The 25,255-nt window shown below is 59.9% G+C and carries 25 protein-coding genes; 14 read left to right on the top strand and 11 right to left on the bottom strand.

Features of this window, described 5'->3' with window-relative positions; all coding sequences use genetic code 11:
• The first annotated feature begins 174 nt into the window (after positions 1-174).
• The 4 genes from JFT86_RS10700 to JFT86_RS10685 all read left to right on the top strand — a co-directional run bounded on the left by JFT86_RS10700 (position 175) and on the right by JFT86_RS10685 (position 3,695).
• Positions 175-972: a hydroxymethylpyrimidine/phosphomethylpyrimidine kinase gene (locus JFT86_RS10700; protein ID WP_047303578.1), complete on the top strand. Its 798-nt coding sequence runs from the start codon at positions 175-177 to the stop codon at positions 970-972.
• Positions 973-990: 18 nt separating this feature from the next.
• Positions 991-1,614, top strand: coding sequence for a thiamine phosphate synthase (gene thiE / locus JFT86_RS10695; protein WP_201236687.1), 624 nt, complete (start codon positions 991-993; stop codon positions 1,612-1,614).
• 17 nt (positions 1,615-1,631) lie between these two features.
• Positions 1,632-2,915: a glutamate-1-semialdehyde 2,1-aminomutase gene (gene hemL / locus JFT86_RS10690; RefSeq protein ID WP_201236686.1), complete on the top strand. Its 1,284-nt coding sequence runs from the start codon at positions 1,632-1,634 to the stop codon at positions 2,913-2,915.
• A 225-nt stretch (positions 2,916-3,140) separates the two neighbouring features.
• Complete coding sequence (locus tag JFT86_RS10685) at positions 3,141-3,695, top strand: tetratricopeptide repeat protein (RefSeq protein WP_003228518.1); 555 nt, start codon at positions 3,141-3,143, stop codon at positions 3,693-3,695.
• Positions 3,696-3,885: 190 nt separating this feature from the next.
• Here JFT86_RS10685 and JFT86_RS10680 read toward each other — a convergent pair whose 3' ends face one another.
• Positions 3,886-4,215, bottom strand: a complete 330-nt coding sequence (locus tag JFT86_RS10680) for a DUF1820 family protein (RefSeq protein WP_003185742.1) — start codon at positions 4,213-4,215, stop codon at positions 3,886-3,888.
• A 133-nt stretch (positions 4,216-4,348) separates the two neighbouring features.
• Between JFT86_RS10680 and miaB the strand changes: the two genes are divergently transcribed.
• The 5 genes from miaB to lnt all read left to right on the top strand — a co-directional run bounded on the left by miaB (position 4,349) and on the right by lnt (position 9,826).
• Positions 4,349-5,677: a tRNA (N6-isopentenyl adenosine(37)-C2)-methylthiotransferase MiaB gene (miaB, locus tag JFT86_RS10675; RefSeq protein WP_201236685.1), complete on the top strand. Its 1,329-nt coding sequence runs from the start codon at positions 4,349-4,351 to the stop codon at positions 5,675-5,677.
• A gap of 277 nt (positions 5,678-5,954) precedes the next feature.
• Positions 5,955-6,953 (top strand): PhoH family protein, encoded by a 999-nt coding sequence (locus JFT86_RS10670; protein WP_201236684.1) that lies wholly within the window; start codon positions 5,955-5,957, stop codon positions 6,951-6,953.
• Positions 6,946-7,440, top strand: a complete 495-nt coding sequence (ybeY, locus tag JFT86_RS10665) for an rRNA maturation RNase YbeY (RefSeq protein ID WP_201236683.1) — start codon at positions 6,946-6,948, stop codon at positions 7,438-7,440. The genes JFT86_RS10670 and ybeY overlap by 8 nt, the downstream gene beginning before the upstream one ends.
• A 5-nt stretch (positions 7,441-7,445) precedes the next feature.
• On the top strand, positions 7,446-8,285 hold the full coding sequence (locus JFT86_RS10660; RefSeq protein ID WP_007909641.1) for an HlyC/CorC family transporter: 840 nt from the start codon (positions 7,446-7,448) through the stop codon (positions 8,283-8,285).
• 17 nt (positions 8,286-8,302) lie between these two features.
• A complete protein-coding gene (lnt, locus tag JFT86_RS10655) occupies positions 8,303-9,826 on the top strand; it encodes an apolipoprotein N-acyltransferase (protein ID WP_201236682.1) in 1,524 nt (507 codons plus the stop codon).
• A gap of 87 nt (positions 9,827-9,913) precedes the next feature.
• Here lnt and JFT86_RS10650 read toward each other — a convergent pair whose 3' ends face one another.
• Both JFT86_RS10650 and JFT86_RS10645 read right to left on the bottom strand, forming a co-directional pair.
• Entirely contained in the window at positions 9,914-10,675 is a 762-nt protein-coding gene (locus JFT86_RS10650; RefSeq protein WP_201236681.1) for a YdcF family protein, read from the bottom strand.
• A 105-nt stretch (positions 10,676-10,780) separates the two neighbouring features.
• Positions 10,781-11,104 (bottom strand): hypothetical protein, encoded by a 324-nt coding sequence (locus JFT86_RS10645; RefSeq protein WP_201236680.1) that lies wholly within the window; start codon positions 11,102-11,104, stop codon positions 10,781-10,783.
• A gap of 254 nt (positions 11,105-11,358) precedes the next feature.
• Here JFT86_RS10645 and leuS point away from each other — a divergent pair, with 254 nt between their 5' ends.
• The 5 genes from leuS to JFT86_RS10620 all read left to right on the top strand — a co-directional run bounded on the left by leuS (position 11,359) and on the right by JFT86_RS10620 (position 17,449).
• Positions 11,359-13,965: a leucine--tRNA ligase gene (gene leuS, locus JFT86_RS10640; RefSeq protein WP_201236679.1), complete on the top strand. Its 2,607-nt coding sequence runs from the start codon at positions 11,359-11,361 to the stop codon at positions 13,963-13,965.
• Between the two features lie 87 nt (positions 13,966-14,052).
• The gene (gene lptE, locus JFT86_RS10635; RefSeq protein ID WP_201236678.1) at positions 14,053-14,658 is read left to right on the top strand and encodes an LPS assembly lipoprotein LptE; all 606 of its coding nucleotides are present in this window, start codon (positions 14,053-14,055) and stop codon (positions 14,656-14,658) included.
• Between the two features lie 39 nt (positions 14,659-14,697).
• Entirely contained in the window at positions 14,698-15,735 is a 1,038-nt protein-coding gene (gene holA / locus JFT86_RS10630) for a DNA polymerase III subunit delta (RefSeq protein WP_166216743.1), read from the top strand.
• Positions 15,736-15,900: 165 nt separating this feature from the next.
• A complete protein-coding gene (gene arfA / locus JFT86_RS10625) occupies positions 15,901-16,065 on the top strand; it encodes an alternative ribosome rescue factor ArfA (RefSeq protein WP_053124158.1) in 165 nt (54 codons plus the stop codon).
• A 61-nt stretch (positions 16,066-16,126) separates the two neighbouring features.
• On the top strand, positions 16,127-17,449 hold the full coding sequence (locus JFT86_RS10620; protein WP_201236677.1) for a lytic murein transglycosylase: 1,323 nt from the start codon (positions 16,127-16,129) through the stop codon (positions 17,447-17,449).
• 86 nt (positions 17,450-17,535) lie between these two features.
• Here the strand turns inward: JFT86_RS10620 and JFT86_RS10615 are convergent, their stop codons facing one another.
• The 8 genes from JFT86_RS10615 to rodA form a co-directional block, all read right to left on the bottom strand.
• On the bottom strand, positions 17,536-18,483 hold the full coding sequence (locus tag JFT86_RS10615; RefSeq protein WP_201236676.1) for an LD-carboxypeptidase: 948 nt from the start codon (positions 18,481-18,483) through the stop codon (positions 17,536-17,538).
• A gap of 252 nt (positions 18,484-18,735) precedes the next feature.
• Positions 18,736-19,734, bottom strand: coding sequence for a lipoyl synthase (gene lipA / locus JFT86_RS10610; RefSeq protein WP_161806657.1), 999 nt, complete (start codon positions 19,732-19,734; stop codon positions 18,736-18,738).
• 25 nt (positions 19,735-19,759) lie between these two features.
• Complete coding sequence (lipB, locus tag JFT86_RS10605) at positions 19,760-20,407, bottom strand: lipoyl(octanoyl) transferase LipB (protein ID WP_141126548.1); 648 nt, start codon at positions 20,405-20,407, stop codon at positions 19,760-19,762.
• On the bottom strand, positions 20,407-20,682 hold the full coding sequence (locus JFT86_RS10600; protein ID WP_201236675.1) for a DUF493 domain-containing protein: 276 nt from the start codon (positions 20,680-20,682) through the stop codon (positions 20,407-20,409). The genes lipB and JFT86_RS10600 overlap by 1 nt, the downstream gene beginning before the upstream one ends.
• A gap of 85 nt (positions 20,683-20,767) precedes the next feature.
• Positions 20,768-21,925 carry a D-alanyl-D-alanine carboxypeptidase family protein gene (locus JFT86_RS10595; protein ID WP_201236674.1) on the bottom strand — a complete coding sequence of 386 codons (1,158 nt, stop codon included), beginning with the start codon at positions 21,923-21,925 and terminating at the stop codon, positions 20,768-20,770.
• A gap of 185 nt (positions 21,926-22,110) precedes the next feature.
• Positions 22,111-23,121, bottom strand: a complete 1,011-nt coding sequence (locus JFT86_RS10590) for a septal ring lytic transglycosylase RlpA family protein (protein ID WP_201236673.1) — start codon at positions 23,119-23,121, stop codon at positions 22,111-22,113.
• Positions 23,121-24,131, bottom strand: coding sequence for a lytic murein transglycosylase B (gene mltB / locus JFT86_RS10585; protein WP_103303685.1), 1,011 nt, complete (start codon positions 24,129-24,131; stop codon positions 23,121-23,123). Before mltB ends, JFT86_RS10590 begins: the two co-directional genes overlap by 1 nt.
• Positions 24,132-24,148: 17 nt before the next feature.
• Entirely contained in the window at positions 24,149-25,252 is a 1,104-nt protein-coding gene (rodA, locus tag JFT86_RS10580) for a rod shape-determining protein RodA (RefSeq protein WP_177431391.1), read from the bottom strand.
• Positions 25,253-25,255 lie beyond the last annotated feature (3 nt).

The raw sequence follows: 25,255 nt of genomic DNA, 5'->3' as shown, positions 1-25,255 counted from the left end.
AGCAAAGCAGCGAGCTAGAGCTGTTGGATTGGTCAGGAAGATCAAAAGATCGCAGCCTTCGGCAGCTCCTACATTGGAATACGTTCCCTGTAGGAGCTGCCGAAGGCTGCGATCTTTTGATCTTGCTCTGTCACCTACCCCCGAAAATCAGCTTTGGTGGTAAGCTCGCGCACCATGAATATCTACAGCTCCCGCCCCGTTGTCCTCTGTCTCTCCGGCCACGACCCCAGTGGTGGCGCCGGCTTGCAGGCAGATATCGAAGCCCTGCTCGCGCAGGGTTGCCATGCGGCTCCGGCCGTCACCGCCCTGACCGTGCAAGACACTGTCAATGTCACTGACTTCCGCGTCCTCGACCGTGAGTGGGTATTGGCTCAGGCCAATGCCGTGCTCAACGACTCCGAAGTCGCTGCAGTCAAACTGGGCATGCTCGGTTCGCTGGAAATGGTCGACACCGTTGTCGAACTGCTCTCGGCGCACCCGCACTTGCCGGTGGTCTGCGACCCGGTGCTGCGCGCCGGTGGCGGCGGACGCCTGGGCAAGGACGAGGTCGGTTATGCGATGCGCGAGCGTCTGCTGCCGCTGTCGATCATTGCCACCCCTAACCTTCCCGAAGCCCGCATCCTCGCCGAACTGCCCGAAGGCACCGCGGACGAGTGCGCTGAAAAACTCCTGCCGTTCGTCAAAAACCTGCTGATCACTGGCGGCCACGGCGACGAAACTGAAATCCACAATCGCCTGTACAGCCGTGATGGCTTGCGTGAAACCTTCTATTGCCAGCGTTTGCCGGGCAGTTATCACGGTTCTGGTTGTACCCTGGCCAGTGCGCTGGCCGGTCGTCTGGCACAAGGCGAAAACCTCGCAAGCGCCGTGCGCTCTGCTCTGGATTACACCTGGCGCACCCTGCGCGATGCCGAACAACTGGGCAAAGGCCAGTTCGTGCCGCGTCGCCTGCCGCTGGATTTCTGCTCGTAACGTCGTGAGGTCTGCCCGATGAAACTACGTGGCCTGTATGCCATCACCGACAGCGAATTGCTGGCCGGCAAGTTTCTGTCTTACGTGGAGGCGGCGCTGGAAGGCGGCGTCACTCTGCTGCAATACCGCGACAAGAGCAGCGACGAGGCTCGCCGCTTGCGTGAGGCCGAAGCGCTTCGCGATCTGTGCGAGCGCTACAAGACGCAGTTGATCATCAACGATGACGCCGAACTGGCTGCACGCCTCAACGTCGGCGTGCACCTCGGTCAGACCGACGGCCCGCTGTCGCCGACCCGCGCCTTGCTCGGTTCAAAAGCGATCATCGGTTCGACCTGCCACGCGCAAATCGCGCTGGCCGAACAAGCGGCCAAGGAAGGTGCGAGTTACGTCGCCTTTGGCCGCTTCTTCAATTCCAACACCAAACCCGGCGCGCCGACGTGCAGCCTCGATCTGCTCGACGAAGCCAAGCGCACGCTGCACCTGCCGATCTGTGCGATCGGCGGCATCACCCTCGACAACGCTGCGCCATTAGTTGCCCACGGCGTTGATCTGCTGGCCGTCGTGCATGGCCTGTTCGGCGCTGAAAGCACCGCCGAAGTGACGCGCCGCGCCCGCGCATTCAATGAATTGTTCAAATCCTGATTTTTGAGAGCCCGATCATGTCTCGTTCCGAAACCCTGTTTGCCAATGCCCAGAAACACATTCCCGGTGGCGTGAACTCGCCGGTCCGCGCATTCAAGAGTGTTGGCGGCACGCCGCTGTTCTTCAAACACGCCGAAGGTGCCTACGTCACTGACGAAGACGACAAGCGTTATGTCGATTACGTGGGCTCGTGGGGTCCGATGATCCTCGGCCACAGCCACCCGGACGTGCTGGACGCGGTGCGCAATCAGTTGCAACACGGCTTGTCGTACGGCGCGCCGACTGCAATGGAAACCGAGATGGCCGACCTGGTCTGCTCGCTGGTGCCATCGATGGACATGGTGCGCATGGTCAGCTCCGGCACCGAAGCAACCATGAGTGCAATCCGTCTGGCCCGTGGTTACACCGGCCGCGACAGCATCATCAAGTTCGAAGGCTGCTACCACGGTCATTCCGACAGCCTGCTGGTCAAGGCCGGTTCCGGCGCACTGACTCAAGGCGTGCCGAGTTCCGCTGGTGTGCCGGCAGCGTTCGCCAAACACACCCTGACCCTGCCGTTCAACGACATCGATGCCGTTGAGAAGATGCTCGGTGAAGTCGGCCAGGACGTGGCGTGCATCATCGTCGAGCCAGTGGCCGGCAACATGAACTGCGTGCCACCGGCGCCAGGTTTCCTCGAAGGCCTGCGCTCGCTGTGCGACAAACATGGTGTGGTGCTGATTTTCGACGAAGTGATGACCGGTTTCCGCGTCGCCCTCGGCGGTGCCCAGGCGTACTACGGCGTCAATCCTGACCTGACTACGTTCGGCAAGATCATCGGTGGCGGCATGCCGGTCGGCTGCTTCGGCGGCAAACGAGAAATCATGGAGCGCATCGCGCCACTGGGCCCGGTGTATCAGGCCGGCACGCTGTCGGGTAACCCGCTGGCCATGGCTGCCGGTTTGACCACCCTGCGCCTGATCAGCCGCCCGGGTTTCCACGCCGAGCTGACCGACTACACCACGCGCCTGCTCGACGGCCTGCAACAACGTGCTGACGCGGCGGGCATTCCGTTCGTGACCACGCAGGCGGGTGGCATGTTCGGTTTGTACTTCAGCGGCGCTGACGACATCGTCACTTTTGAAGACGTGATGGCCAGCGATGCAGCCCTGTTCGGGCGCTTCTTCCACCTGATGCTGGAAGGCGGCGTGTACCTGGCACCGAGCGCTTTCGAAGCCGGTTTCACCTCGATCGCTCATGGCGAGGCCGAGTTGAAAATCACCCTGGACGCTGCCGAGCGCGCCTTCGCGGCACTGAAGTAATTGCCGTACCGCTGACGTTGGCTATCGCCAGCGTCAGCTTTCACCTACATCCACGCCGTTTTTCCCACGCCTCTGCTAACAAACTGCCAGAAAGTGGGCGATATATTCCCCGCGCAGCAGAAAAACGAGTAAAGACTTTGTAAGGTTGGCCCTGCTTATTTCATAATGCGCGCTTATTGGATCCCTCGATGGGTCCGCGTGCCCTTCAGAGGTAAGTCGATTCCCATGAACCGCACCGGCCGCACCCTTGCCTTGGGCTGCCTGTTGCTCCTTCAGCCCCTGCTCGCGCATGCACAAGCAGGCGGCAACTCGTTGTTGATCCCGGCGATGGGTCGTTGCACCCTCAATACTCAGCCGCAAGACGTCACGCAGGCACTGGCCGCCTGCCAGAAAGCGGCGGACGAAGGGGATGCGCAAGCGCAATACGAGTTGGGTGAGTTCTACTACGACGGCAAGAACGCGCCGCGCGACCTCAATCAAGCCCTGAGCTATTTCGAAAAGGCCTCGCTGCAAGGCCACGCTCAGGCGCAATTCAAGCTCGGCACCATGTTCTTCCACGGCGAAGGCGTGCAGGCCAACAATATTCAGGCGTACATCGTGCTGAAAATGGCCGCGGTCAACGGTGCTGAAGATGCGCTGGATACGGCCGACGAAGTCTCGGAAAAAATGTCCCGCGAAGACCTCGAAACGGCTACTCAGGTGCTCGGGCAAATTTTCCGTAAATACCTGATGGAATTGCAGAGCGCCGATGGGCGTACGCCTTTCTCGCCGCTTCCCTGAACGTCAGCAGAATGAGTCTGTAGTGATTACTCATCGTGGCGAGGGGATTTATCCCCGATCGGCTGCGCAGCAGTCGCAAATCCATTCAGCGCGGTAATTCAAGAAGATCAAAGTTGCAGGTTTTGGGGCCGCTTTGCAGCCCATCGGGGATAAATCCCCTCGCCACAAGAGCCCCTCACTCAATCAGTTTTTACTTCTCAGGCATCGGCATCGGAAACGGCATCACGTTGCCGACCGCGCCGCGGGCTTCGCTGATTTTCGGGGTGCCCAGACGTTCCACTTCGTCGATGCGCACAATCGAATGCATCGGCACAAAGCTGCGCACCACGCCCTCGAACTGCGCCTTGAGCTTTTCTTCGCTCGGATCGACGACCACTTGCGTGCGCTCGCCAAAGACGAACTCTTCCACTTCCAGAAAACCCCACAGATCACTTTGATAGATCTGCTTGGCGTACATTTCGAACACCTGGCCCTGGTTGAGGAAAATCACCTTATAGATTGGAGCTTCGCGTTTGGTCATGGCGGGGGGATAACATCGGGGATAAAAATGAGGGCGCAAACTATAGCATAGCCACCGGACGCACAGCGGTAGGAACCTGAGGGCTTGTTCCCTATAATGCGCGGTTCTTTGAATCACGTGACGACACTAATCCATGGCCAAGAAGCTTTACATCGAAACCCACGGTTGCCAGATGAACGAGTACGACAGCTCGCGCATGGTCGATCTGCTGGGTGAACATCAGGCCCTGGAAGTCACCGCGCGTGCGGAAGACGCCGACGTGATTCTGCTCAACACCTGCTCGATCCGCGAGCGCGCACAGGATCGCGTGTACTCACAGCTCGGTCGTTGGCGCGAACTGAAACTGGCCAACCCGGACATGGTGATCGCTGTCGGCGGTTGCGTGGCCAGCCAGGAAGGCGCGGCGATCCGTGATCGGGCACCGTACGTCGACGTGGTGTTCGGCCCGCAGACCCTGCACCGCTTGCCGGAAATGATCGACGCCGCACGCAGCACCAAGCTGCCGCAGGTCGACGTGTCGTTCCCTGAAATCGAAAAATTCGACCACTTGCCCGAGCCGCGCATCGACGGCCCAAGCGCCTATGTGTCGGTGATGGAAGGCTGCAGCAAGTACTGCACGTTCTGCGTGGTGCCTTATACCCGTGGTGAAGAAGTCAGCCGGCCGTTCGATGACGTGATCGCCGAAATCATTCACCTCGCCGAAAACGGTGTGCGTGAAGTGACCCTGCTCGGGCAGAACGTCAATGGCTATCGCGGCACCACCCACGACGGTCGCCTGGCCGATCTCGCCGAGCTGATCCGCGTGGTCGCCGCCGTCGATGGCATCGACCGCATCCGCTACACCACCTCGCACCCGCTGGAGTTCTCCGACAGCCTGATCCAGGCCCACGCCGACGTGCCGGAACTGGTGAAGCACCTGCACTTGCCGGTGCAGTCGGGCTCGGACCGGATTCTGGCGGCGATGAAACGCAACCACACTGCGCTGGAGTACAAATCCAAGCTGCGCAAACTGCGCGCGGCGGTGCCGGGCATCTGCATCAGTTCGGACTTCATCGTCGGCTTCCCCGGCGAGACAGAGAAAGATTTCGAACAGACCATGAAGCTGATTGCCGACGTCGGTTTCGACTTTTCCTACTCGTTCGTTTACAGCCAGCGCCCGGGCACCCCGGCTGCCGATCTGGCGGACGACACGCCGGAAGAGTTGAAGAAAGAACGCCTCAACGCGCTGCAACATCGCTTGAATCAGCAAGGCTTCGAGATCAGCCGACAAATGGTCGGTTCGATCCAGCGCATTCTGGTGACCGATTACTCGAAGAAAGACCCGGGCGAGTTGCAAGGGCGCACCGAGAATAATCGAATCGTCAACTTCCGCTGCGACAATCCAACCCTGATCGGTCAATTCGCCGACGTGCACATCGACGCGGCACAACCGCACTCGCTGCGCGGCTCGCTGATCCAGTAACACAGGCAGAGCGGGCTTTTGTGGCGAGGGGATTTATTCCCGATGGTTGGCGCAGCCAACCCAAAACCAGCGACCTCGGTGACTCTGATGTACCGCGCGGGCTGGTTTTGGGGGCGCTCCGCACCCCGTCGGGGATAAATCCCCTCACCACAAAAGTCACCGCCAGCCACAGAGAATGGGTTCGAAAGCAGCATCCATATTTAAGAGCTTTCGCACCCAAGCCTCTGGCGTTATCCTTGATTTCATCTTAATTGCCCCAGGGCGGCTAAATACGACCTTGAACGCACCCATAGAACCACATCGTTTTATCCTCGAGCCCTTTGAGGCTCGCCGCTTCGCCAATCTGTGCGGGCAGTTCGACGAGCATCTGCGCTTGATCGAACAGCGCCTGACCATCGAGATCCGCAACCGCGGAAACCAGTTCGAGCTGATCGGCGACCCCAAGCACACCACGTCTGCGGAAAACCTGCTGCGCCGCCTGTACCGGGAAACCAAGGGTACCGAGCTGTCGCCAGACATGGTGCACCTGTTCCTCCAGGAATCGGCCGTTGTCGAACTGGACAACCACGCCCCCGCCGAAGCTTCCGTCGCCCTGCGTACCAAGAAAGGCATGATTCGCCCTCGCGGCTTGAATCAGCTGCGCTACGTGAAGGAAATCCTCGGCAACGACATCAACTTCGGCATTGGCCCGGCCGGTACCGGCAAGACCTATCTGGCCGTGGCTTGCGCCGTCGATGCACTGGAGCGCGAGCAGATCCGCCGTATCCTGCTGGTGCGTCCGGCGGTTGAAGCGGGTGAAAAACTCGGCTTCCTGCCCGGCGACCTGTCGCAGAAAATCGATCCGTACCTGCGCCCGCTCTACGACGCACTCTACGAAATGCTCGGCTTCGAATACGTCGCCAAGTTGATCGAACGTCAGGTCATCGAAGTTGCACCGCTGGCCTACATGCGCGGCCGTACGCTGAACAACAGCTTCATCATTCTCGACGAAAGCCAGAACACCACCGTCGAGCAAATGAAGATGTTCCTGACCCGGATCGGCTTCGGCTCAACAGCGGTCATCACCGGTGACATCACCCAGGTCGACCTGCCGAAAGGCACCAAGTCCGGTCTGCACCATGTGATCGAAGTGCTCAAAGACGTGCCGGGTATCAGCTTCACGCATTTCATGCCCAAAGACGTTGTGCGCCATCCTTTGGTACAGCGGATCGTCGAAGCCTACGAGCGCTATGAAAACCGTGACGACGCGCCCAAGGACACTTCGCGAAATGCTTGAGCTAGACCTGCAAATCGCCACTGAAGCGAGCGCCCCGAGTGAGGCCGAGTTCCGCCAATGGTGCGAACTGGCCCTGCGCCAACGCACCGCCGACTCGGAAATGACCATTCGCTTGGTCGACGAGGAAGAAGGCCGCGAGCTCAATTACACCTGGCGTCAGAAGGATTACGCGACCAACGTCCTGTCGTTCCCTGCCGAAGTACCCGACGAGTTTCTCGACATCCCACTGCTTGGCGATCTGGTGATCTGCGTGGCCGTGGTCGAGCGCGAAGCCGCCGAACAAGGCAAGGAACTAAAGGCGCACTGGGCACATCTGGTCATTCACGGCTGCTTGCATCTGCTGGGTTACGACCATATAGATGACGAAGAAGCCGAAGAAATGGAAGCACTGGAACGCGAGTTGCTTGCTGAACTCGGGTATCCCGATCCGTACGCGGACGACGAAACCGAAACATCCCCTATCGTTACAACAAAGGATTCAGAGTAATCGCTATGAGCGAAGATCGATCGAGCAACGGGCAGAAGTCATGGCTGGGTAAACTGACCCAGGCTTTTGCCCACGAGCCGAAAAACCGTCAGGAGCTGCTTGAGCTGCTGCGCGATGCACATCAAAACAAGCTGCTGGACAGCGAAGCGCTGGCCATCGTCGAAGGCGCCATTCAGGTGGCTGACCTGCAAGTGCGCGACATCATGGTGCCGCGTTCGCAGATGATCAGCATCAAGGCGACCCAGACACCCCGTGAATTTCTCCCCGCCGTGGTCGACTCGGCCCACTCGCGCTACCCGGTCATCGGCGAAAGCCACGATGACGTGATGGGCGTGCTGCTGGCCAAGGATCTGCTGCCGCTGATCCTCAAGGAGAACGGCGACAGCTTCAACATCAAGGATCTGCTGCGCCCGGCCACTTTCGTGCCGGAGTCCAAGCGCCTGAACGTGTTGCTGCGTGAGTTCCGTGCCAACCACAATCACATGGCCATCGTCATCGACGAATACGGCGGTGTGGCGGGTCTGGTGACCATCGAAGACGTGCTGGAACAGATCGTCGGCGACATCGAAGACGAGCACGACGTCGAAGAAGACAGCTACATCAAGCCGCTGCCAAGTGGCGACTTCCTGATCAAGGCCCTGACGCCGATCGAGAACTTCAACGAGTTTTTCGACAGCGAATTCTCCGACGACGAGTTCGACACTGTCGGCGGCCTGGTGATGAGCGCGTTCGGGCACTTGCCAAAACGTAATGAAATCACTGAAATCGGCGCCTATCGTTTCCGCATCCTGAATGCCGACAGCCGTCGGATTCATTTGCTGCGACTGACCCCAATCGCCCGGTAAAAAATCTAAGGACTGAAATGCGCTGGACAACCCGCCCCGGCTGGCCCGGTAACCTGCTGGCCGTGGCGGCCGGTGCAATCACCACCTTCGCGCTGGCACCGTTCGATATCTGGCCACTGGCTTTGCTGGCGGTCGGTCTGTTCTATGCCGGTTTGCGTGAGCTGAGCCCACGCCAGGCACTGGGCCGTGGCTGGTGCTTCGGTTTCGGCCTGTTCGGCGCCGGGACCAGCTGGATCTATTACAGCATCCACCATTTCGGCGGCGCTTCGGTGCTGCTGGCCGGGTTCCTGATGCTGCTGTTCACGGCGGCGATTGCCTGGTTCTTCGCCCTGCCCGCCTGGCTCTGGGCGCGCTGGTTGCGTCGCAACGAGGCGCCACTGGCCGACGCTCTGGCGTTTGCTGCATTGTGGGTGGGCCAGGAAGCGTTTCGCGGCTGGTTTCTCACCGGGTTCCCATGGCTGTATTCCGGTTACAGTCAGCTCGACGGCCCGCTGGCCGGTCTCGCGCCAGTCGGCGGCATGTGGTTGGTGTCGTTTGTTCTGGCGCTGACCGCTGCACTGATCTACAACGCGCCGCGCCTGCTGCAGACCGGCCGTAAAGCTTTTGTTGGCGTTGGTCTATTGTTGCTGGTCGGGCCATGGGTGGCGGGCATTGCACTCAAGGGCCACGCCTGGACCAGCCCGTCCGGCGCACCGCTGACCGTTGCCGCGATCCAGGGCAATGTCGAACAAAGCATGAAGTGGGACCCGGCGCAGCTCAACGCGCAACTGGCGCTGTACCGCGACCTGAGTTTCCGTTCGAAACCGGTGGACCTGCTGATCTGGCCGGAAACTGCCGTGCCGGTGCTCAAGGAATCCGCCGAGGGCTACCTGAGCATGATGGGCAACTTCGCCGCCGAGCGTAAATCGGCGCTGATCACTGGCGTGCCCATTCGCGAAACGGTGCGCCACGAAAAACGCTTCTTCAACGGCATCACTGTCGTGGGCGAAGGCGATGGTACTTACCTGAAGCAGAAACTGGTGCCGTTCGGCGAATACGTGCCATTGCAGGACGTGTTGCGTGGGCTGATCGCGTTCTTCGACCTGCCGATGTCCGACTTTGCCCGTGGCCCGGCCGATCAGGCGCTGTTGCAAGCCAAGGGTTATCAGATTGCGCCGTTTATCTGCTACGAAGTGGTGTATCCCGAGTTCGCCGCCAGCCTGTCGGCGCGTAGCGATCTGTTGCTGACGATCAGCAACGACACCTGGTTCGGCACCTCGATCGGCCCGCTGCAACATTTGCAGATGGCGCAGATGCGTGCACTGGAAGCCGGACGCTGGATGATCCGCGCCACCAACAACGGTGTGACCGGACTGATCAACCCGTTCGGGCAGATCACCGAGCAGATTCCACAGTTCGAACAAGGCATTTTGTACGGCGAAGTGGTGCCGATGCACAACCTGACGCCGTATCTGCAATGGCGTTCGTGGCCGCTGATCATTGTGTGCTTGCTGCTGTTTGGCTGGGCACTGATGGCCAGCCGGATGTCCAAGACCGTCTAAAAGCAAAAGATCGCAGCCTGCGGCAGCTCCTACATGGGATGCTCGTTACCCCTGTAGGAGCTGCCGCAGGTTGCGATCTTTTGATCTTCAGCGATAGAAAAGCGAATACCCCACCTGCCCCACCGCTTCATTCAGCAACTGCCCGCTCTGCCAGATCGACTTGAACTCCGGCAGCCAGCCACCAAATGGCCGCGCATTGTCAGTGCCGAGAAAACCTACCGGCGCCGGCACCACTTCGAATCCCGCCTGTTCGAAACACCACACTGCGCGCGGCATGTGCCAGGCCTGCGTCACCACGACCACACGCTTGACCCCTTGCGGCAACAGCATATCGGCGCTGAACTTCGCGTTTTCCCACGTGGTGCGGCTTTCGCCTTCCTGCCAACGCACGCTCACACCGAAATCATCCAGCAACGAATCCGCCATCAACTTCGCTTCGGTCGGCGGCGTACCGTAATGCAGGCCGCCACTGGTCAGAATCGGCAATCCTGAAGCTTTGGCCAACCGCGCCGCATAGCGCTGGCGCTCAAGTCCCACTCCGGTCGGTTGATCCTCACCCCAGGCTAGATCACCCCGCTCGCGCCCGGAACCCAGCACTACAATGGCATCGGCCCGTTGCGCCAGCATCGCCCACTCTTCACGGGCCAGCGGCGGCTCGCGCTCTAGCGCCTTGGCGCCCCATTGCACAACCACCGGCAAGCTCATCAGCCAAAATCCGCCAAAACCAAGGGCAAAACACAGTCCAGCCAGGCGCGGCCGTGAGCGGCGCAGCCACCAGGCCAGCAGCAACAGCAATAAAAGAATGCCGGGCGGCAATAGAAGTTGTTTGATGAAATAACGAAAAGGCATCGGGCATCTCCAAAGATGCCCGAAGCCTAAGTGGGTTAATACAACGCGACAACCGATAGGGTGGGATCCTGTTGAAAAAGATCCGTTTCTTGACCTGCCATGCGCTTACTTGGCCTGCAAAGCCCGCACCTTGACAGTGTCTTTGCGGGGCGCCTTGTCCTTAAGCCAGATGACCTTGGCCGAATGTGCTGCATCGAGTTGCTTCACTGCTTGCGACAAGCATCCGTGCGTTTCACGTTCACTGCGATCCAGATAGGCCTTGACCAGTTTGAACTCGGCGGGGCTCAAGCCACGCAATTCCAGTTCCAGGGGGCGCTCATCGCGCAGCCGGTCAGCGGTTTTTGCGGCATCCAGGGCCATGCCCAGACGGTTCATCAACCGCTCGTACAACTCAGGTTTCGTGACGTTTCTTTGCTGTTGCTCCACCATCCCTCACCTCATTGAAGATAAGACTCACTCCCCAGTTAGAGCTTAGCTTCGCTGCACAAACCGGCTGCACGCCGCGACCAACGGCCCTCGCCACGGATTGACCGGGCCAAACAGCTGTAATCAGGGTTTCCCTAGGCCAAGCGCGGTCATGTATGCTACGGCGCTTCCTGTAATTCCACTTCCAGCTCGTCCGGGCCATCCCGAAACCTGCGTTGAAGAGGATTAGGCCACCCCTATCCAGTACAAAAGTAGCCATGCACGAACAATATCAGCCCCGTGAAATCGAAGCCGCCGCCCAGTCGTTCTGGGACGAGCAAAAGTCCTTTGAAGTCAGTGAACAGCCAGGCAAGGAGACTTACTACTGCCTGTCGATGTTCCCTTACCCCAGCGGCAAGCTACACATGGGGCACGTGCGCAACTACACCATCGGCGACGTGATCTCCCGCTACCAGCGCATGCAAGGCAAGAACGTTCTGCAACCGATGGGTTGGGACGCCTTCGGCATGCCGGCAGAAAACGCCGCAATGAAGAACAACGTAGCGCCCGCCAAGTGGACCTACGAAAACATCGCCTACATGAAAACCCAGCTGCGCAGCCTGGGTCTGGCGGTCGACTGGTCGCGCGAAGTCACCACCTGCAAACCGGATTACTATCGCTGGGAACAATGGCTGTTCACTCGCCTGTTCGAAAAAGGCGTGATCTACCGTAAAAACGGCACCGTGAACTGGGACCCGATCGACCAGACCGTTCTGGCCAACGAACAGGTGATCGACGGTCGCGGCTGGCGTTCCGGCGCGCTGATCGAAAAGCGCGAAATCCCGATGTACTACTTCAAGATCACCGCCTACGCGGATGAGCTGCTGGAGAGCCTCGACGATCTGCCGGGCTGGCCTGAACAGGTCAAGACCATGCAGCGCAACTGGATCGGCAAGTCCCGTGGCATGGAAGTGCAGTTCCCGTACAACGTCGATTCCATCGGCGAAACCGGCACTCTCAAAGTCTTCACCACCCGTCCGGACACCCTGATGGGCGCGACTTATGTCGCCGTCGCGGCTGAGCACCACTTGGCCAGCCTCGCTGCAAAGAACAATCCTGAGCTGCAAGCGTTCATCGCTGAATGCAAGGGCGGCAGCGTTGCCGAAGCCGACGTCGCCACTCAAGAGAAAAAAGGCCTGCCGACCGGCCTGTTCGTCGAGCACCCACTGACTGGCGAAAAGCTGCCGGTCTGGGTCGCCAACTATGTACTGATGCATTACGGCGACGGCGCCGTGATGGCGGTCCCGGCTCACGACGAGCGCGACTTCGAATTCGCCCACAAGTACAACCTGCCGGTCAAATCGGTGGTGCGTACCAGCTCCGGCGAAACCAACCCGGCCCCGTGGCAAGATGCCTACGGCGAGCACGGCTCGCTGATCAACTCCGGTGAGTTCGACGGTCTGGACTTCGCCGGCGCCTTCGACGCCATGGAAGTGGCCCTGATCAAGAAAGAACTGGGCGCCTCGCGTACCCAGTTCCGCCTGCGCGACTGGGGCATCAGCCGTCAGCGCTACTGGGGCTGCCCGATCCCGATCATCCACTGCGATGCCTGCGGTGACGTGCCGGTACCGGAAGACCAATTGCCCGTCGTGCTGCCGGAAGACGTGGTGCCGGACGGCGCCGGTTCGCCGCTGGCACGCATGCCTGAGTTTTACGAGTGCACCTGCCCGAAATGCGGTCAGCCTGCCAAGCGTGAAACCGACACCATGGACACCTTTGTCGAGTCGTCGTGGTACTACGCCCGTTATGCCTCGCCGCACTTTGAAGGTGGCCTGGTAGAGAAATCCGCCGCCGACCACTGGTTGCCGGTGGATCAGTACATCGGCGGTATCGAACACGCGATTCTGCACCTGCTCTATGCGCGCTTCTTCCACAAGTTGATGCGCGACGAAGGCCTGGTGAGCTCCAACGAGCCGTTCAAGAACCTGCTGACCCAAGGCATGGTGATCGCCGAGACTTACTACCGTCGCGAAGCCAATGGTGCTTACACCTGGTTCAACCCGGCCGATGTGGAACTCGAGCGTGACAGCAAAGCCAAGGTCATCAGCGCCAAGCTGAAATCCGACGGCCTGCCGGTGGAAATCGGTGGCACCGAGAAGATGGCCAAGTCGAAGAACAACGGCGTCGACCCACAGTCGATGATCGATCAGTTCGGCGCCGACACCTGCCGCCTGTTCATGATGTTCGCCTCGCCACCTGACATGAGCGCCGAATGGTCCGACTCCGGCGTTGAAGGTTCGCACCGTTTCCTCAAGCGCGTCTGGCGTCTGGCGCAGGCCCACGTCACTCAGGGCCTGCCGGGCAAACTCGACATCGCCAGCCTGAGCGACGAGCAGAAAGCCGTGCGCCGTGCAATCCACCTGGCTATCAAGCAGGCCAGCCATGACGTCGGTCAAAACCACAAATTCAACACCGCCATCGCTCAGGTGATGACGCTGATGAACGTGCTGGAAAAAGCCGCGCAAGGCACCGAGCAGGATCGCGCACTGATTCACGAAGGTCTGGAAGCCGTGACCCTGTTGCTGGCTCCGATCACGCCGCACATCAGCCACGAGCTGTGGAATCAACTGGGCCACGCTGACGCGGTCATCGACGCCGGCTGGCCGGCTGTAGACGAAAGCGCCCTGGTACAAGACAGCCTGACGCTGGTCATTCAAGTGAATGGCAAACTGCGTGGCCAGATCGAAATGCCGGCCAGCGCCACCCGTGAAGAAGTCGAAGCCGCCGCGCGTACCAATGAAAACGTGCTGCGCTTCGTTGATGGCCTGACTATTCGTAAAGTGATTGTAGTGCCCGGGAAACTGGTCAATATCGTCGCCAGCTAATTGGATCGGGCGTCAGGTATGCCTGACGCCATGTAAAACCTTTCGGGCCGCATGAACGGCCCACATGGTTTCAAGGGGAGCAACACAATGATCAAACGCAATCTGCTGGTGATGGGCCTCGCTGTGCTGCTGAGCGCCTGCGGTTTCCAGCTGCGTGGTACCGGCACCAATGAACTGTCGATCAAGGAACTGGATCTGAGCGCGCGTAACGCCTATGGCGAGACCGTCACTCAACTGCGCCAGGTACTGGAATCCAGCGGCGTCAAGGTTTACAGCGGCGCTCCGTACAAGCTGTTCCTGGCTGACGAGCAGGAAAACCAGCGCATCCTCAGTTACGCCGGTGCCGGCCGTACGGGCGAATATCAGGTCAACACTGTCCTGAGCTATGAGATTCGTGGTGACAAGAACCTTTCTCTGCTGAGTGACAAACTTGAAGTGCAGAAAGTGTTTATCCACGACGGCAACAACCTCGTCGGTTCCGATCAGGAAGCCAGCGACGCCCGTCGCGAAACCCGCCGCGAGCTGGTTCAGCGCATGATGCTGCGCCTGCAACAGCTGACTCCAGGTCAACTGCAGCAATTGCAGCAAGCCGCCAACGATCGCGCCAAGGCTGAAGCCGATGCGCTGGAAGCGGCACAGAAGGCTGAAGCGGAAACCCCGCGTCAGTCGCCGCTCGAACTGCCGAAGCAGTAAGACGTATGGGGCGCTCAGGCGCCCCGTTCGCCCTTTCTTATGAAGCTCGCTCCCGCACAACTCGGCAAACACCTGCAAGGCGCCCTTGCGCCGGTCTACATCATCAGTGGCGATGACCCGCTGCTGTGCCAGGAAGCCGCCGACGCCATCCGCAGTGCTGCCCGCCAACAAGGTTTCGACGAACGTCAGGTCTTCGCCGCCGACGCCAATTTCGATTGGGGTACGCTGCTGCAGGCCGGCGCGAGCATGTCGCTGTTCGCCGAGAAACGCCTTCTGGAACTGCGTCTGCCTTCAGGCAAACCCGGTGACAAGGGCGCTGCCGCGTTCATCGAATACTGCTCGCGTCCTGCTGAAGACACTGTCTTGCTGATCAGCCTGCCCAAACTCGATGGCAGTGCGCAGAAGACCAAGTGGGGCAAGGCGCTGGTCGAAGGTCAGCAGACCCAGTTCATCCAGATCTGGCCGGTGGATGCCAATCAGTTGCCGAGCTGGATTCGCCAGCGTTTGTCGCAGGCCGGCTTGTCAGCCAGTCAGGACGCCGTCGAACTGATTGCCGCGCGCGTCGAGGGCAACCTGCTCGCCGCTGCGCAGGAAATCGAAAAGCTCAAGCTGATGGCCGAGGGCGGCCAGATTACCGTCGAAACCGTACAGGCGGCTGTGGCCGACAGTGCACGATTCGACGTGTTTGGCCTGACCGATGCGGTGCTCAACGGCGAACCGGCCCACGCCCTGCGCATGCTCGAAGGCCTGCGTGGCGAGGGTGTCGAACCGCCAGTGATTCTCTGGGCACTGGCGCGGGAGTTGCGCCTGCTGGCCAATATCTCGTTGCAATACAGCCAGGGCACGCCGCTGGACAAGTGTTTCAGTCAGGCGAAACCGCCGGTCTGGGACAAGCGCAAACCGTTGATGAGCAAAGCGCTGCAACGCTACACGGCGCAACGCTGGGCGCAGTTGTTGCTCGAAGCGCAGCGCATCGATGCGCAGATCAAGGGTCAGGCGGCCGGATCGCCATGGATGAGCCTTAGCCGCTTGGCATTGCTAATGGCCGGCCAACGCCTGTCCTTGCCTGCCGAATAAGATCAAAAGATTTCAGCTCCTACACTGTTCCCTGTAGGAGCTGCGGCACGCTGCGATCTTTTGATCTTGCTTTCCTACAAAAACACCCGCATTTGCCCTATAGACAGATGCCCGACATCGGCAGATTATTTGCCGCGCAAAACCCACTCGATCGAGAGAACCCTCATGAGCAAAAAGCCAGCGAAACATGGCCCCAACAAGGCCAAATCCATCGTCGCCCAACCCTTGTTCCGCAGCCGTCAGGAACGACCAACCAAGGGCAAAGGCAGCTACCGCCGCGAAGCCTTCCAGTCTGACAGCTGGGAGGCTTCTTACTTTCTGGCTGCCTGAAGCGCAGTACCCCTCGGTCATGTTAAGGTCTGCACCTGATTCGTTTCCCCTGGAACTGTGCATGCCCCTAAGTCTTTCCCGTCGCTGGCCTGTTCGCCAGATGATCGCTGCCTCCAGCTTCATTCTGCTTGTCGCCTGCGCGGAAAAACCTACCGCCGCTGATGCGCAACCTCTTCAAGCCGCACCTGTCGCCACGGCCCCAGCGATCATTCCGCCGGTAGTGCCGTCCGCCGACCCTCTCGATCTTCAGCCGACCCAGACCTTTGCCGAATGGCAGGCGGGTTTCCGCAAGGATGCCCTGGCCGCCGGGATCCACGCCGACCTGTTTGATCGCGCGTTTGCCAACGTCAGTTTCGATGCCAGTGTGATTCGCGCCGACCGCAGCCAGCCGGAATTCTCCCGCCCGGTGTGGGAATACCTCGACGGTGCGCTTTCGCCACTGCGCGTGCGTAAAGGTCAGGCTCTAATCAATCAGTACGCCGACATTCTGCAAAGCATCGAACAGCGTTACGGCGTTGACCGTCAGGCATTGGTGTCGGTGTGGGGCATGGAGAGTAACTTTGGTCAGTTCCAGGGCAGCAAGTCAGTGATCAACTCTCTGGCCACCCTCGCTTACGAAGGCCGCCGCCCGGGCTTTGCCCACGCACAATTGATCGCAGCCCTGCAAATCCTGCAACAGGGCGATATCACTCCGGAGAAGATGCTTGGCTCCTGGGCTGGCGCGATGGGTCAGACTCAATTCATTCCGACCACTTACAACACCCACGCCGTGGATTTTGATGGCGACGGTCGCCGCGACATCTGGGGCAGTCCGGCCGATGCGCTGGCCTCGACCGCGCATTACCTGCAAAGCTCAGGCTGGCAGCGCGGGCAGCCGTGGGGTTTCGAAGTGCAGCTGCCGAGCAGTTTCGATTACACCCTGGCTGACGGTGCGATGCGCAAAAGCGTCGCCGAATGGCGTCAGTTGGGTGTGATCCTGCCGAACGGTGGTCAGGTGCCCGCAGGTTCCGAGCAACTGTCGGCCGCCCTGTTGCTGCCGGCGGGTTACCGAGGCCCGGCATTCCTGATCCTCGACAACTTCCGGGCGATCCTCAAGTACAACAACTCTTCGTCGTATGCCTTGGCCGTGAGCCTGTTGTCCGAACGGTTCAATGGCGGCGGCCTGATCAACGGCACCTGGCCGAAAGATGATCTGCCACTGAGCCGCACCGAGCGCATCGAATTGCAGACCCTGCTGAGTGCGCGCAACTACGATGCGGGCACAGCTGACGGGATTATCGGCGCCAATACGCGCAAGGCGATCCGCAGTGCGCAGCAGTCGTTTGGCTGGCCGGCGGATGGGTATCCGACGCATAAGCTGCTTGAGAGCCTGCGGACTCAATAAAGCCAGATCAAAAGATCGCAGGCTGCGGCAGCTCCTACATCGGAATGCGTTCCTGTAGGAGTTGCCGCAGGCTGCGATCTTTTGCTTTATCGGGTCACCACATCCTGCTCGAGCATCAACTCCTTCTTCCCCGCATCCAGTCGAACCAGCGCGCCCAACGGCAACGTCAGGTTCGGATCGCAATGCCCGCTCCGCCACCCCGACAGCACCGGAATCCGCAACGGTTCGAAAGTCTGCTTGAGCAAGCGGTTGAGCGCCTCGACATCTACCCCGGCAATATCCCCGACCAACACACCACGCAGCTTTGCCAACTTGCCGGCCAGACGCATTTGGGTCAGTAAGCGGTCGATACGGTACAGCGGCTCGTTGACATCTTCGATGAGCAGAATCGCGCCCTCGACATCGATTTCATAAGGCGTACCGAGGGTCGAGGCGATCATTGCCAGGTTGCCGCCGAGCAATCGTCCATGGGCGATACCGGGCTCGATGGTGGTGAGTGGATACGCTACCGGATGGCTCAGCACACTCCCCGCTTTCAGCTGACCGCGCAGCATGGCGAAGAACGAGGTCACGGTCGGAGGCTCCTTGTCGCCCAACAGATCGGCGTTGAGCAGCGGACCGTGGAAGGTTACAAACCCGGCGTAACGGCTGATCGCCAGGTGCAGCGCAGTGATGTCGCTGTAACCGACGAAGGGCTTGGCGTGGCGGCTGAGCAGGTCGTAGTCGATGCGATCCAGCAGGCGCGGCGTGCCGTAGCCGCCACGCAGGCAGATGATGGCGTCGACCTCAGGATCCGCGAACGCAGCGTGCAGATCGTTGAGGCGCACGTCGTCGCTGCCGGCCAGGTAGCCGTCCTTCTCATAGACACCCGGGAACACCCGCAATTGGTAACCACGGGCGCGCATCCACTGCACAGCCTTGTCCGTGTCCAGCGCGCCGGGACCGGCAGGGGCAATAACGCCGATCATCCCTTCTGACGGCAGCGCCGGTACAGGTTTATGCGGGAACAGGGTGTGGGTCGGTCGAACGGTCATCCGTGGGGCTCCGTGTGTGAAGTCATGCGCACACAGTAGTCAGGAAAGCGCGTAAAAAAAAGAGGCACTATGACTCGCCCACCTTGTGGCGAGGGAGCTTGCTCCCGCTGGGTTGCGCAGCGACCCCAAGATTTTTGGGACTGCTTCGCACTCCAGCGGGAGCAAGCTCCCTCGCCACAGGTTAGGTGAGCGCTTCCCAAAAACAAAAATACCCGCCGAGGCGGGTATTTTTGTGAAGGCTTCAGTGCTGAATCAGGAACCCATCAACTCAGCCTTGACCAGCTTCGCTTGCTCGTCGGCGTGGTACGAAGAACGCACCAGCGGGCCCGACGCAACGTTCTTGAAGCCCATCTTGTAACCTTCCTCGGCGAACCAGGCGAAGGTGTCCGGGTGCACGAAACGTTGCACCGGCAAGTGGCTGCGCGACGGTTGCAAGTACTGACCGAGGGTCAGCATGTCGATGTCGTGTTCGCGCATGCGCTTCATGACTTCGATGACCTCTTCGTCGGTCTCGCCCAGACCCAGCATCAGGCCGGATTTGGTCGGAATGTGCGGCATCATCTGCTTGAAGCGTTGCAGCAGGGTCAGCGACCACTGGTAATCCGAACCCGGACGCGCAGCCTTGTACAGGCGCGGCACGGTTTCCAGGTTGTGGTTGAACACATCCGGCGGCTCGGCGGCGGTGATTTCCAGCGCAACGTCCATGCGCCCGCGGTAGTCCGGAACCAGGGTTTCCAGCTGCACGTTCGGCGACAGTTTGCGGATTTCGCGGATGCAGTCGGCAAAGTGCTGAGCACCGCCATCACGCAGGTCGTCGCGGTCAACGGAGGTGATCACCACGTACTTGAGCTTGAGGTCGGCGATGGCGATGGCCAGGCTTTCCGGCTCGTTGACGTCCAGTGGCTTCGGACGACCGTGACCAACGTCGCAGAACGGGCAACGGCGGGTGCAGATGTCGCCCATGATCATGAACGTCGCGGTGCCGCCGGAGAAGCACTCACCGAGGTTCGGGCAGGAGGCTTCTTCGCAAACGCTGTGCAGCTTGTGTTTGCGCAGCAGGCTCTTGATGCGGTCGACTTCCGGCGAAACCGGGATGCGCACACGAATCCAGTCAGGTTTCTTCGGCAGTTCGGTCGTCGGAATGATCTTTACCGGGATGCGTGCAACCTTCTCGGCGCCGCGCAGCTTGACGCCGGCTTCTACCTTGGGACGCGGGGCCGGGCGCTCGGTCACGTCGAGCGTCGGGATCATGGTTTGCACTGCATCAGTAGTCATATCAGTCGATTCCGCCCGTCAGGGTCGTCTGCTCAGCATAGTCGAGGTGTTTGACGAGCTGCGCGCGCAGCCGGGCACTTACCTCGGCAAATTCAATCGATCCTGCGTGCTCGCTCAGCTGGGTCATCGCCAGCCCGGCATAGCCGCAGGGATTAATCCGTCGAAACGGTTCCAGGTTCATATCCACGTTCAGGGCCAGGCCATGAAAGGAACAACCGTGGCGAATCCGCAAACCCAGTGAAGCGATTTTCGCTCCGTCGACGTAGACGCCGGGAGCATCTGGTTTGGCCGCGGCGGTCACGCCGTAGCTGGCCAGCAGTTCGATCAGGCAAAGCTCCATGCGGCTGACCAGATCACGCACGCCGAAACCCAGCTTGCGCACATCCAGCAGCAAGTAAGCCACTAGTTGGCCGGGGCCATGATAAGTCACCTGCCCGCCGCGATCGACCTGCACCACCGGGATATCGCCCGGCAGCAACAGATGTTCGGCTTTGCCGGCCTGGCCCTGAGTGAACACCGGCGGGTGCTCGACGAGCCAGATTTCGTCGGCGGCATCGCTGCCGCGTTCGTTGGTAAAACGTTGCATGGCATGCCAGACCGGCTCATAAGCCATCTGGCCGAGCTCACGAAAGCCCAGCGTGCCCGGCATCACAACACCATGTGCACGAAACCGGAAGCCCGCAGTTCGCTGTTGATGTCGTACAGCTGGTCTTGTCCGGTAGCGAGGATGTGCAACTGAATGGTGGTGTATTTGCCGTTGCTACTCTGGCGCTCGTCAACCTTTTCATCATTGATAGTCGCGTGCTTCGCAACGATATCGATCACTTTTTGCTTGATATCCACAATCGTATCGCTGATCACCTTAATCGGATAATCAGTCTGGGGAAATTCGATCTTTGGCGCCTTTACTTCGGTATCGGTCATGGCGTAACGGCCTCTAGAGCGCAAGCCGTGGTAACGCACATGGCCCCGCACCGGATCGGGGCGGGGCCATGCAGGTCAACACAAATCAGTTGAACAAGCCGTAGAAGAATAGACGGATGCTATCCCACATGCGGCGGAAGATACCACCCTCCTCGACAGCGTCCAGAGCGATCAGGTCGGCGCTGTGCACCACCTTGTCTTCCAGTTTCACTTCGACTTTACCGATCACGTCGCCCTTGGCGATTGGCGCGGTCAGTTGCGGGTTCATGGTCATGCTGGCAGCGAGCTTCTTCAGCTGGCCTTTTGGCAGAGTCATGGTCAGGTCTTCAGCCAGGCCGGCCTTGACTTGATTGGTGGTGCCTTTCCACACCGGGGCCTGAGCCAGTTCGGTGCCCTTCTGATAGAAGGTCTGGGTTTCGAAGAAGCGGAAACCGTAGGTCAGCAGCTTCTGGGTTTCAGCGGCGCGAGCCACTTCGCTGTTGGTGCCGAACACCACGGCGATCAGGCGCTGGCCGTCACGTACAGCGGAGGACACCATGCAGTAGCCAGCTTCGTCGGTGTGACCGGTTTTCAGGCCGTCAACCGTCTTGTCGCGCCACAGCAGAAGGTTGCGGTTAGGCTGTTTGATGCCGTTCCAGAAGAACTCTTTCTGCGAGTAGATCGCGTAGTGAGCCGGGTCTTCGTGGATGATCGCGCGGGCCAGGATCGCCATGTCGTGAGCCGACGAGTAGTGCTCAGGATTCGGCAGACCGGTCGGGTTCATGAAGTGGGAGTTGGTCATGCCCAGGTCAGTGACCGTCTTGTTCATCAGGTCGGCGAAAGCGTCTTCGCTACCGGCGATGTGCTCGGACAGCGCCACGCTGGCGTCGTTGCCGGACTGAATGATGATGCCGTGCAGCAAGTCGCTGACAGTCACCTGCGAGCCGACTTTGATGAACATCCGCGAACCACCGGTGCGCCAGGCGTTTTCGCTGACGGTCACCGGGTCGTTTTCACCGATCTGGCCGCGACGGATTTCCAGCGTAGCGATGTACGCGGTCATCAGTTTGGTCAGGCTGGCCGGTGGCAGGCGCTGGTCGCCATTGTTTTCGACCAGCACGTTGCCGCTGCTGGCGTCCATCAGAACGTAAGCTTTTGCGGCCAGTTGAGGTGGCGACGGCATCATCTCGGCCGCGAAGGCGGCTGGCGAGAGGAGCAGCGGGACTAGCAGACACAGGCGTTTGGCAAAGGTGGTGATGTTCATCCGTCTCTCGAAATCGCTAATGGAAACTGTCCTTGCGGACAAAATTTAATCAGATGACTTTCTAACGAGCCATCGCGTGTTCAGTTGCTCACTCCAGTCACCCTTGCCGGGCTTTTGTTCTTCGACGAGCCAACAACCTGATTCACCCCCCAATCGCTGGTGAATCGTCAATCAAGTCCTACGTATTACTCGGTGACCACACTTGGCGAGCCAAGGTTGGCCAGGCGCACGCTGTTCTGCACCTGGGCAATTTCACCCGGCGAGCCGATCGGCCCCAGGCGAACCCGGTGCAGGGTCTGCTGATTGCGCACGATCGAGCTGATGAACACCGGAGCGCTCACCATCCCGCTGAGCTTCGACCTCAGGAGTTCTGCAGCGTCCGGGTTGGCGAACGCGCCCACCTGCAGATACTGGCCAGTTGCTGTTGCAGAAGCGTTTTTTTTTGCACTCATTGGCACCGGGACGGTGTCAGAGGCATGTTGCTGCGGCGGCGGCGTCCACTGCTCGACAGTGCCGGCCGAGGCCGTGATCACCGGAGCGCTGTTCTGCGCGACCTGCGGCTCGTTGAGCATCAACGGTGCCGGACGGCCCTTGGCTGCCCAGTATTGCTGCGGATCGATGCCTTCGACCTTGACCCGCGCGGTGCCGATTTCGGCGTAACCGAGTTTTTTCGCGGCCGCGTAGGACAAGTCGATGATGCGATCAGAGTAGAACGGCCCACGGTCGTTGACTCGCAGGATCACACTCTTGTTGTTGTCCAGGTTGGTCACCCGAACGTAACTTGGCAGTGGCAAAGTCTTGTGTGCGGCGCTCATGCCGTACAGGTCATAGACCTCGCCATTGGCGGTGTTCTGACCGTGAAACTTGGTGCCGTACCAGGACGCCGTGCCCGAAGCGACGTAAGTCTTGGATTCCTGCAACGGGAAGTAGGTCTTGCCCAGCACAGTGTACGGATTAGCCTTGTACGGACCGGTGTGCAGGGTCGGCGTGGCATCCGGGATGCGCGACACATCGACGTCCCACCATGGCGCGCCGTCTTTGTGCGCACGGTTGATGTCCAGGCCCGGCTGCGCACGCACAGCGGTCGATGAAGTCTTCTGAGTCGGGGAACGGCTGGTCGAACAGCTGGCGACCAGCACCGCCAACGCAGCGAATGCCACCAGCTTCAGGGGTTTATTGTTAGGCAATGCCCGCATTACTTGACGCCCCGTGCTTGTACCAGCTGTTCAGACAGTTGATGTACGGCCATGGCGTACATCACGCTGCGGTTATAACGCGTGATCGCGTAGAAATTCTTCAGGCCCATCCAATATTCGGGGCCGTTGTCGCCTTCGAGGCGAAATGCAGTAACCGGCATATCATCGCGCAGCGCATCATGACTTGACCAGCCCAGCGCCCGCAACTCTCCGACAGTCTTTGTCGGCTCGATGCCGGTGGTCAGGCCTTCATCGACCTGCTCGCCGCGCACATCCGCCCGGCTGACCACCGGCTCACCGGCAACCCAACCGTGACGTTTGAAATAACTCGCGACGCTGCCGATCGCATCATCCGGGTTGTTCCAGATATTGATGTGGCCGTCACCGTCGAAATCCACCGCATAGGCGCGAAAACTGCTCGGCATGAATTGCGGCAGGCCCATGGCGCCAGCGTAGGAACCTTTGAGGGTCAATGGATCGACCTGCTCTTCGCGTGCCAGCAGCAGAAACTCACGCAGTTCCTTGCGGAAAAATTCGGCACGGGGAGGATAGTCGAATCCGAGCGTGGACAAGGCATCGATCACCCGGTAATTACCGGTATTACGTCCGAAAAAGGTCTCAACGCCGATGATTGACACGATAACTTGTGCCGGCACGCCGTATTCCTGCTCGGCACGGGCCAGAGTGGCCTCGTGCTGGCGCCAGAAGTCCACACCTCGCGCAATGCGCGCGTCAGTGATGAACATCGGGCGGTATTCTTTCCACTGCTTGACCCGCTCGGCGGGTCTGGAGATGGCGTCGAGAATCGCCTGTTTGCGCTGAGCCTCGCGAAAAACCCCCATCAATTGCTCGCCAGCGAAACCGTAGTCGCGGGTCATTTCACCGACGAATTCGGCCACCTGAGGCGAGCCTTCGTATTCGCCGGCCAGCGCTTCCTGGACGCTGCCCAGCAGGCCCATCAGGCCAACCAGCGGCGCGCATCGAGTCGCCCAGCCACGCATTACTTGCATTGAACTCTTCACCTTATTCAAACCTGTGCGATCCACTTGCGATGGGTATGGATCGACATCAAAACCCCAAACGCTGACAGCAACGTCACCAGCGAAGTTCCTCCGTAGCTAATGAACGGCAACGGCACCCCTACGACCGGCAACAGGCCACTGACCATACCGATGTTGACGAAAACGTAAACAAAAAACGTCATGGTCAACGCGCCGGCGAGCAATTTGCCGAACAACGTTTGCGCCTGAGCGGTGATCACCAGCCCTCGGCCAATCAGCAACAGATAGATCAGCAGCAGCGCACAAATGCCCACCAGACCGAATTCTTCGCCGAGTACGGCGATGATGAAGTCGGTGTGGCTTTCCGGCAGGAAGTCCAGGTGCGACTGGGTGCCGAGCAGCCAGCCTTTGCCGAACACGCCACCGGAACCGATGGCGGCTTTCGACTGAATGATGTTCCAGCCCGTGCCCAACGGATCGCTTTCCGGGTCGAGGAACGTCAGGATTCGTTGCTTCTGGTAGTCGTGCATGATGAAGAACCACATGGCGACGGCAACGGGTACGGCAGCGGCCAGCACGCTGAGGATCCAGCGCCAGCGCAACCCGCCCATGAACAGCACGAACGCACCGCCTGCGAGAATCAGCAGCGACGTACCAAGGTCAGGCTGGCGCACGATCAGAATGAAGGGCACGCCGATCAGCATCAGGCTGATGCCGACATGCTTGAGTTGTGGCGGCAAGGTACGTTTGGACAGATACCAGGCGATGGTCGCCGGCATCAGGATCTTCATGAATTCCGAAGGCTGGAAGCGGATCACCCCGGGAATGTTGATCCAGCGCGTGGCGCCCATGGCGTTGTGGCCCATGATGTCCACCACCATCAGCAGCACCACCCCGATCACATAACCGAGCGGCACCCAGCGCGCCATGAAACGCGGTTCGAACTGGGCAATGACGATCATCGATACCAGACCGATGCCGAACGAAGTGGCCTGTTTGGCCAGCAGATCCCAGCTTTTGCCGCTGGCCGAATACAGTACGAACAGGCTACCGGCGGCGAGGATCAGCAGCAGGATCAACAACGGGCCATCGATATGCAGTCTTTGCAGCAGCGTCGCGCGGCGACGCATCAC

This window comes from Pseudomonas sp. TH06, assembly GCF_016651305.1.
GTDB lineage: Bacteria > Pseudomonadota > Gammaproteobacteria > Pseudomonadales > Pseudomonadaceae > Aquipseudomonas.
Note: the sequence above shows the minus strand (reverse complement) of the source record. Positions and strands in the feature narration are given on the sequence as shown.

Excerpts from the sequence above, each read along its gene's own strand:
- JFT86_RS10700 (WP_047303578.1), top strand. The coding sequence starts at position 175 with ATGAATATCTACAGCTCCCGCCCCGTTGTCCTCTGTCTCTCCGGCCAC.
- thiE (WP_201236687.1), top strand. The coding sequence starts at position 991 with ATGAAACTACGTGGCCTGTATGCCATCACCGACAGCGAATTGCTGGCC.
- hemL (WP_201236686.1), top strand. The coding sequence starts at position 1,632 with ATGTCTCGTTCCGAAACCCTGTTTGCCAATGCCCAGAAACACATTCCC.
- JFT86_RS10685 (WP_003228518.1), top strand. The coding sequence starts at position 3,141 with ATGAACCGCACCGGCCGCACCCTTGCCTTGGGCTGCCTGTTGCTCCTT.
- JFT86_RS10680 (WP_003185742.1), bottom strand. The coding sequence starts at position 4,215 with ATGACCAAACGCGAAGCTCCAATCTATAAGGTGATTTTCCTCAACCAG.
- miaB (WP_201236685.1), top strand. The coding sequence starts at position 4,349 with ATGGCCAAGAAGCTTTACATCGAAACCCACGGTTGCCAGATGAACGAG.
- ybeY (WP_201236683.1), top strand. The coding sequence starts at position 6,946 with ATGCTTGAGCTAGACCTGCAAATCGCCACTGAAGCGAGCGCCCCGAGT.
- JFT86_RS10660 (WP_007909641.1), top strand. The coding sequence starts at position 7,446 with ATGAGCGAAGATCGATCGAGCAACGGGCAGAAGTCATGGCTGGGTAAA.
- lnt (WP_201236682.1), top strand. The coding sequence starts at position 8,303 with ATGCGCTGGACAACCCGCCCCGGCTGGCCCGGTAACCTGCTGGCCGTG.
- JFT86_RS10650 (WP_201236681.1), bottom strand. The coding sequence starts at position 10,675 with ATGCCTTTTCGTTATTTCATCAAACAACTTCTATTGCCGCCCGGCATT.
- JFT86_RS10645 (WP_201236680.1), bottom strand. The coding sequence starts at position 11,104 with ATGGTGGAGCAACAGCAAAGAAACGTCACGAAACCTGAGTTGTACGAG.
- leuS (WP_201236679.1), top strand. The coding sequence starts at position 11,359 with ATGCACGAACAATATCAGCCCCGTGAAATCGAAGCCGCCGCCCAGTCG.
- lptE (WP_201236678.1), top strand. The coding sequence starts at position 14,053 with ATGATCAAACGCAATCTGCTGGTGATGGGCCTCGCTGTGCTGCTGAGC.
- holA (WP_166216743.1), top strand. The coding sequence starts at position 14,698 with ATGAAGCTCGCTCCCGCACAACTCGGCAAACACCTGCAAGGCGCCCTT.
- arfA (WP_053124158.1), top strand. The coding sequence starts at position 15,901 with ATGAGCAAAAAGCCAGCGAAACATGGCCCCAACAAGGCCAAATCCATC.
- JFT86_RS10620 (WP_201236677.1), top strand. The coding sequence starts at position 16,127 with ATGCCCCTAAGTCTTTCCCGTCGCTGGCCTGTTCGCCAGATGATCGCT.
- JFT86_RS10615 (WP_201236676.1), bottom strand. The coding sequence starts at position 18,483 with ATGACCGTTCGACCGACCCACACCCTGTTCCCGCATAAACCTGTACCG.
- lipA (WP_161806657.1), bottom strand. The coding sequence starts at position 19,734 with ATGATCCCGACGCTCGACGTGACCGAGCGCCCGGCCCCGCGTCCCAAG.
- lipB (WP_141126548.1), bottom strand. The coding sequence starts at position 20,407 with ATGCCGGGCACGCTGGGCTTTCGTGAGCTCGGCCAGATGGCTTATGAG.
- JFT86_RS10600 (WP_201236675.1), bottom strand. The coding sequence starts at position 20,682 with ATGACCGATACCGAAGTAAAGGCGCCAAAGATCGAATTTCCCCAGACT.
- JFT86_RS10595 (WP_201236674.1), bottom strand. The coding sequence starts at position 21,925 with ATGAACATCACCACCTTTGCCAAACGCCTGTGTCTGCTAGTCCCGCTG.
- JFT86_RS10590 (WP_201236673.1), bottom strand. The coding sequence starts at position 23,121 with ATGCGGGCATTGCCTAACAATAAACCCCTGAAGCTGGTGGCATTCGCT.
- mltB (WP_103303685.1), bottom strand. The coding sequence starts at position 24,131 with ATGCAAGTAATGCGTGGCTGGGCGACTCGATGCGCGCCGCTGGTTGGC.
- rodA (WP_177431391.1), bottom strand. The coding sequence starts at position 25,252 with ATGCGTCGCCGCGCGACGCTGCTGCAAAGACTGCATATCGATGGCCCG.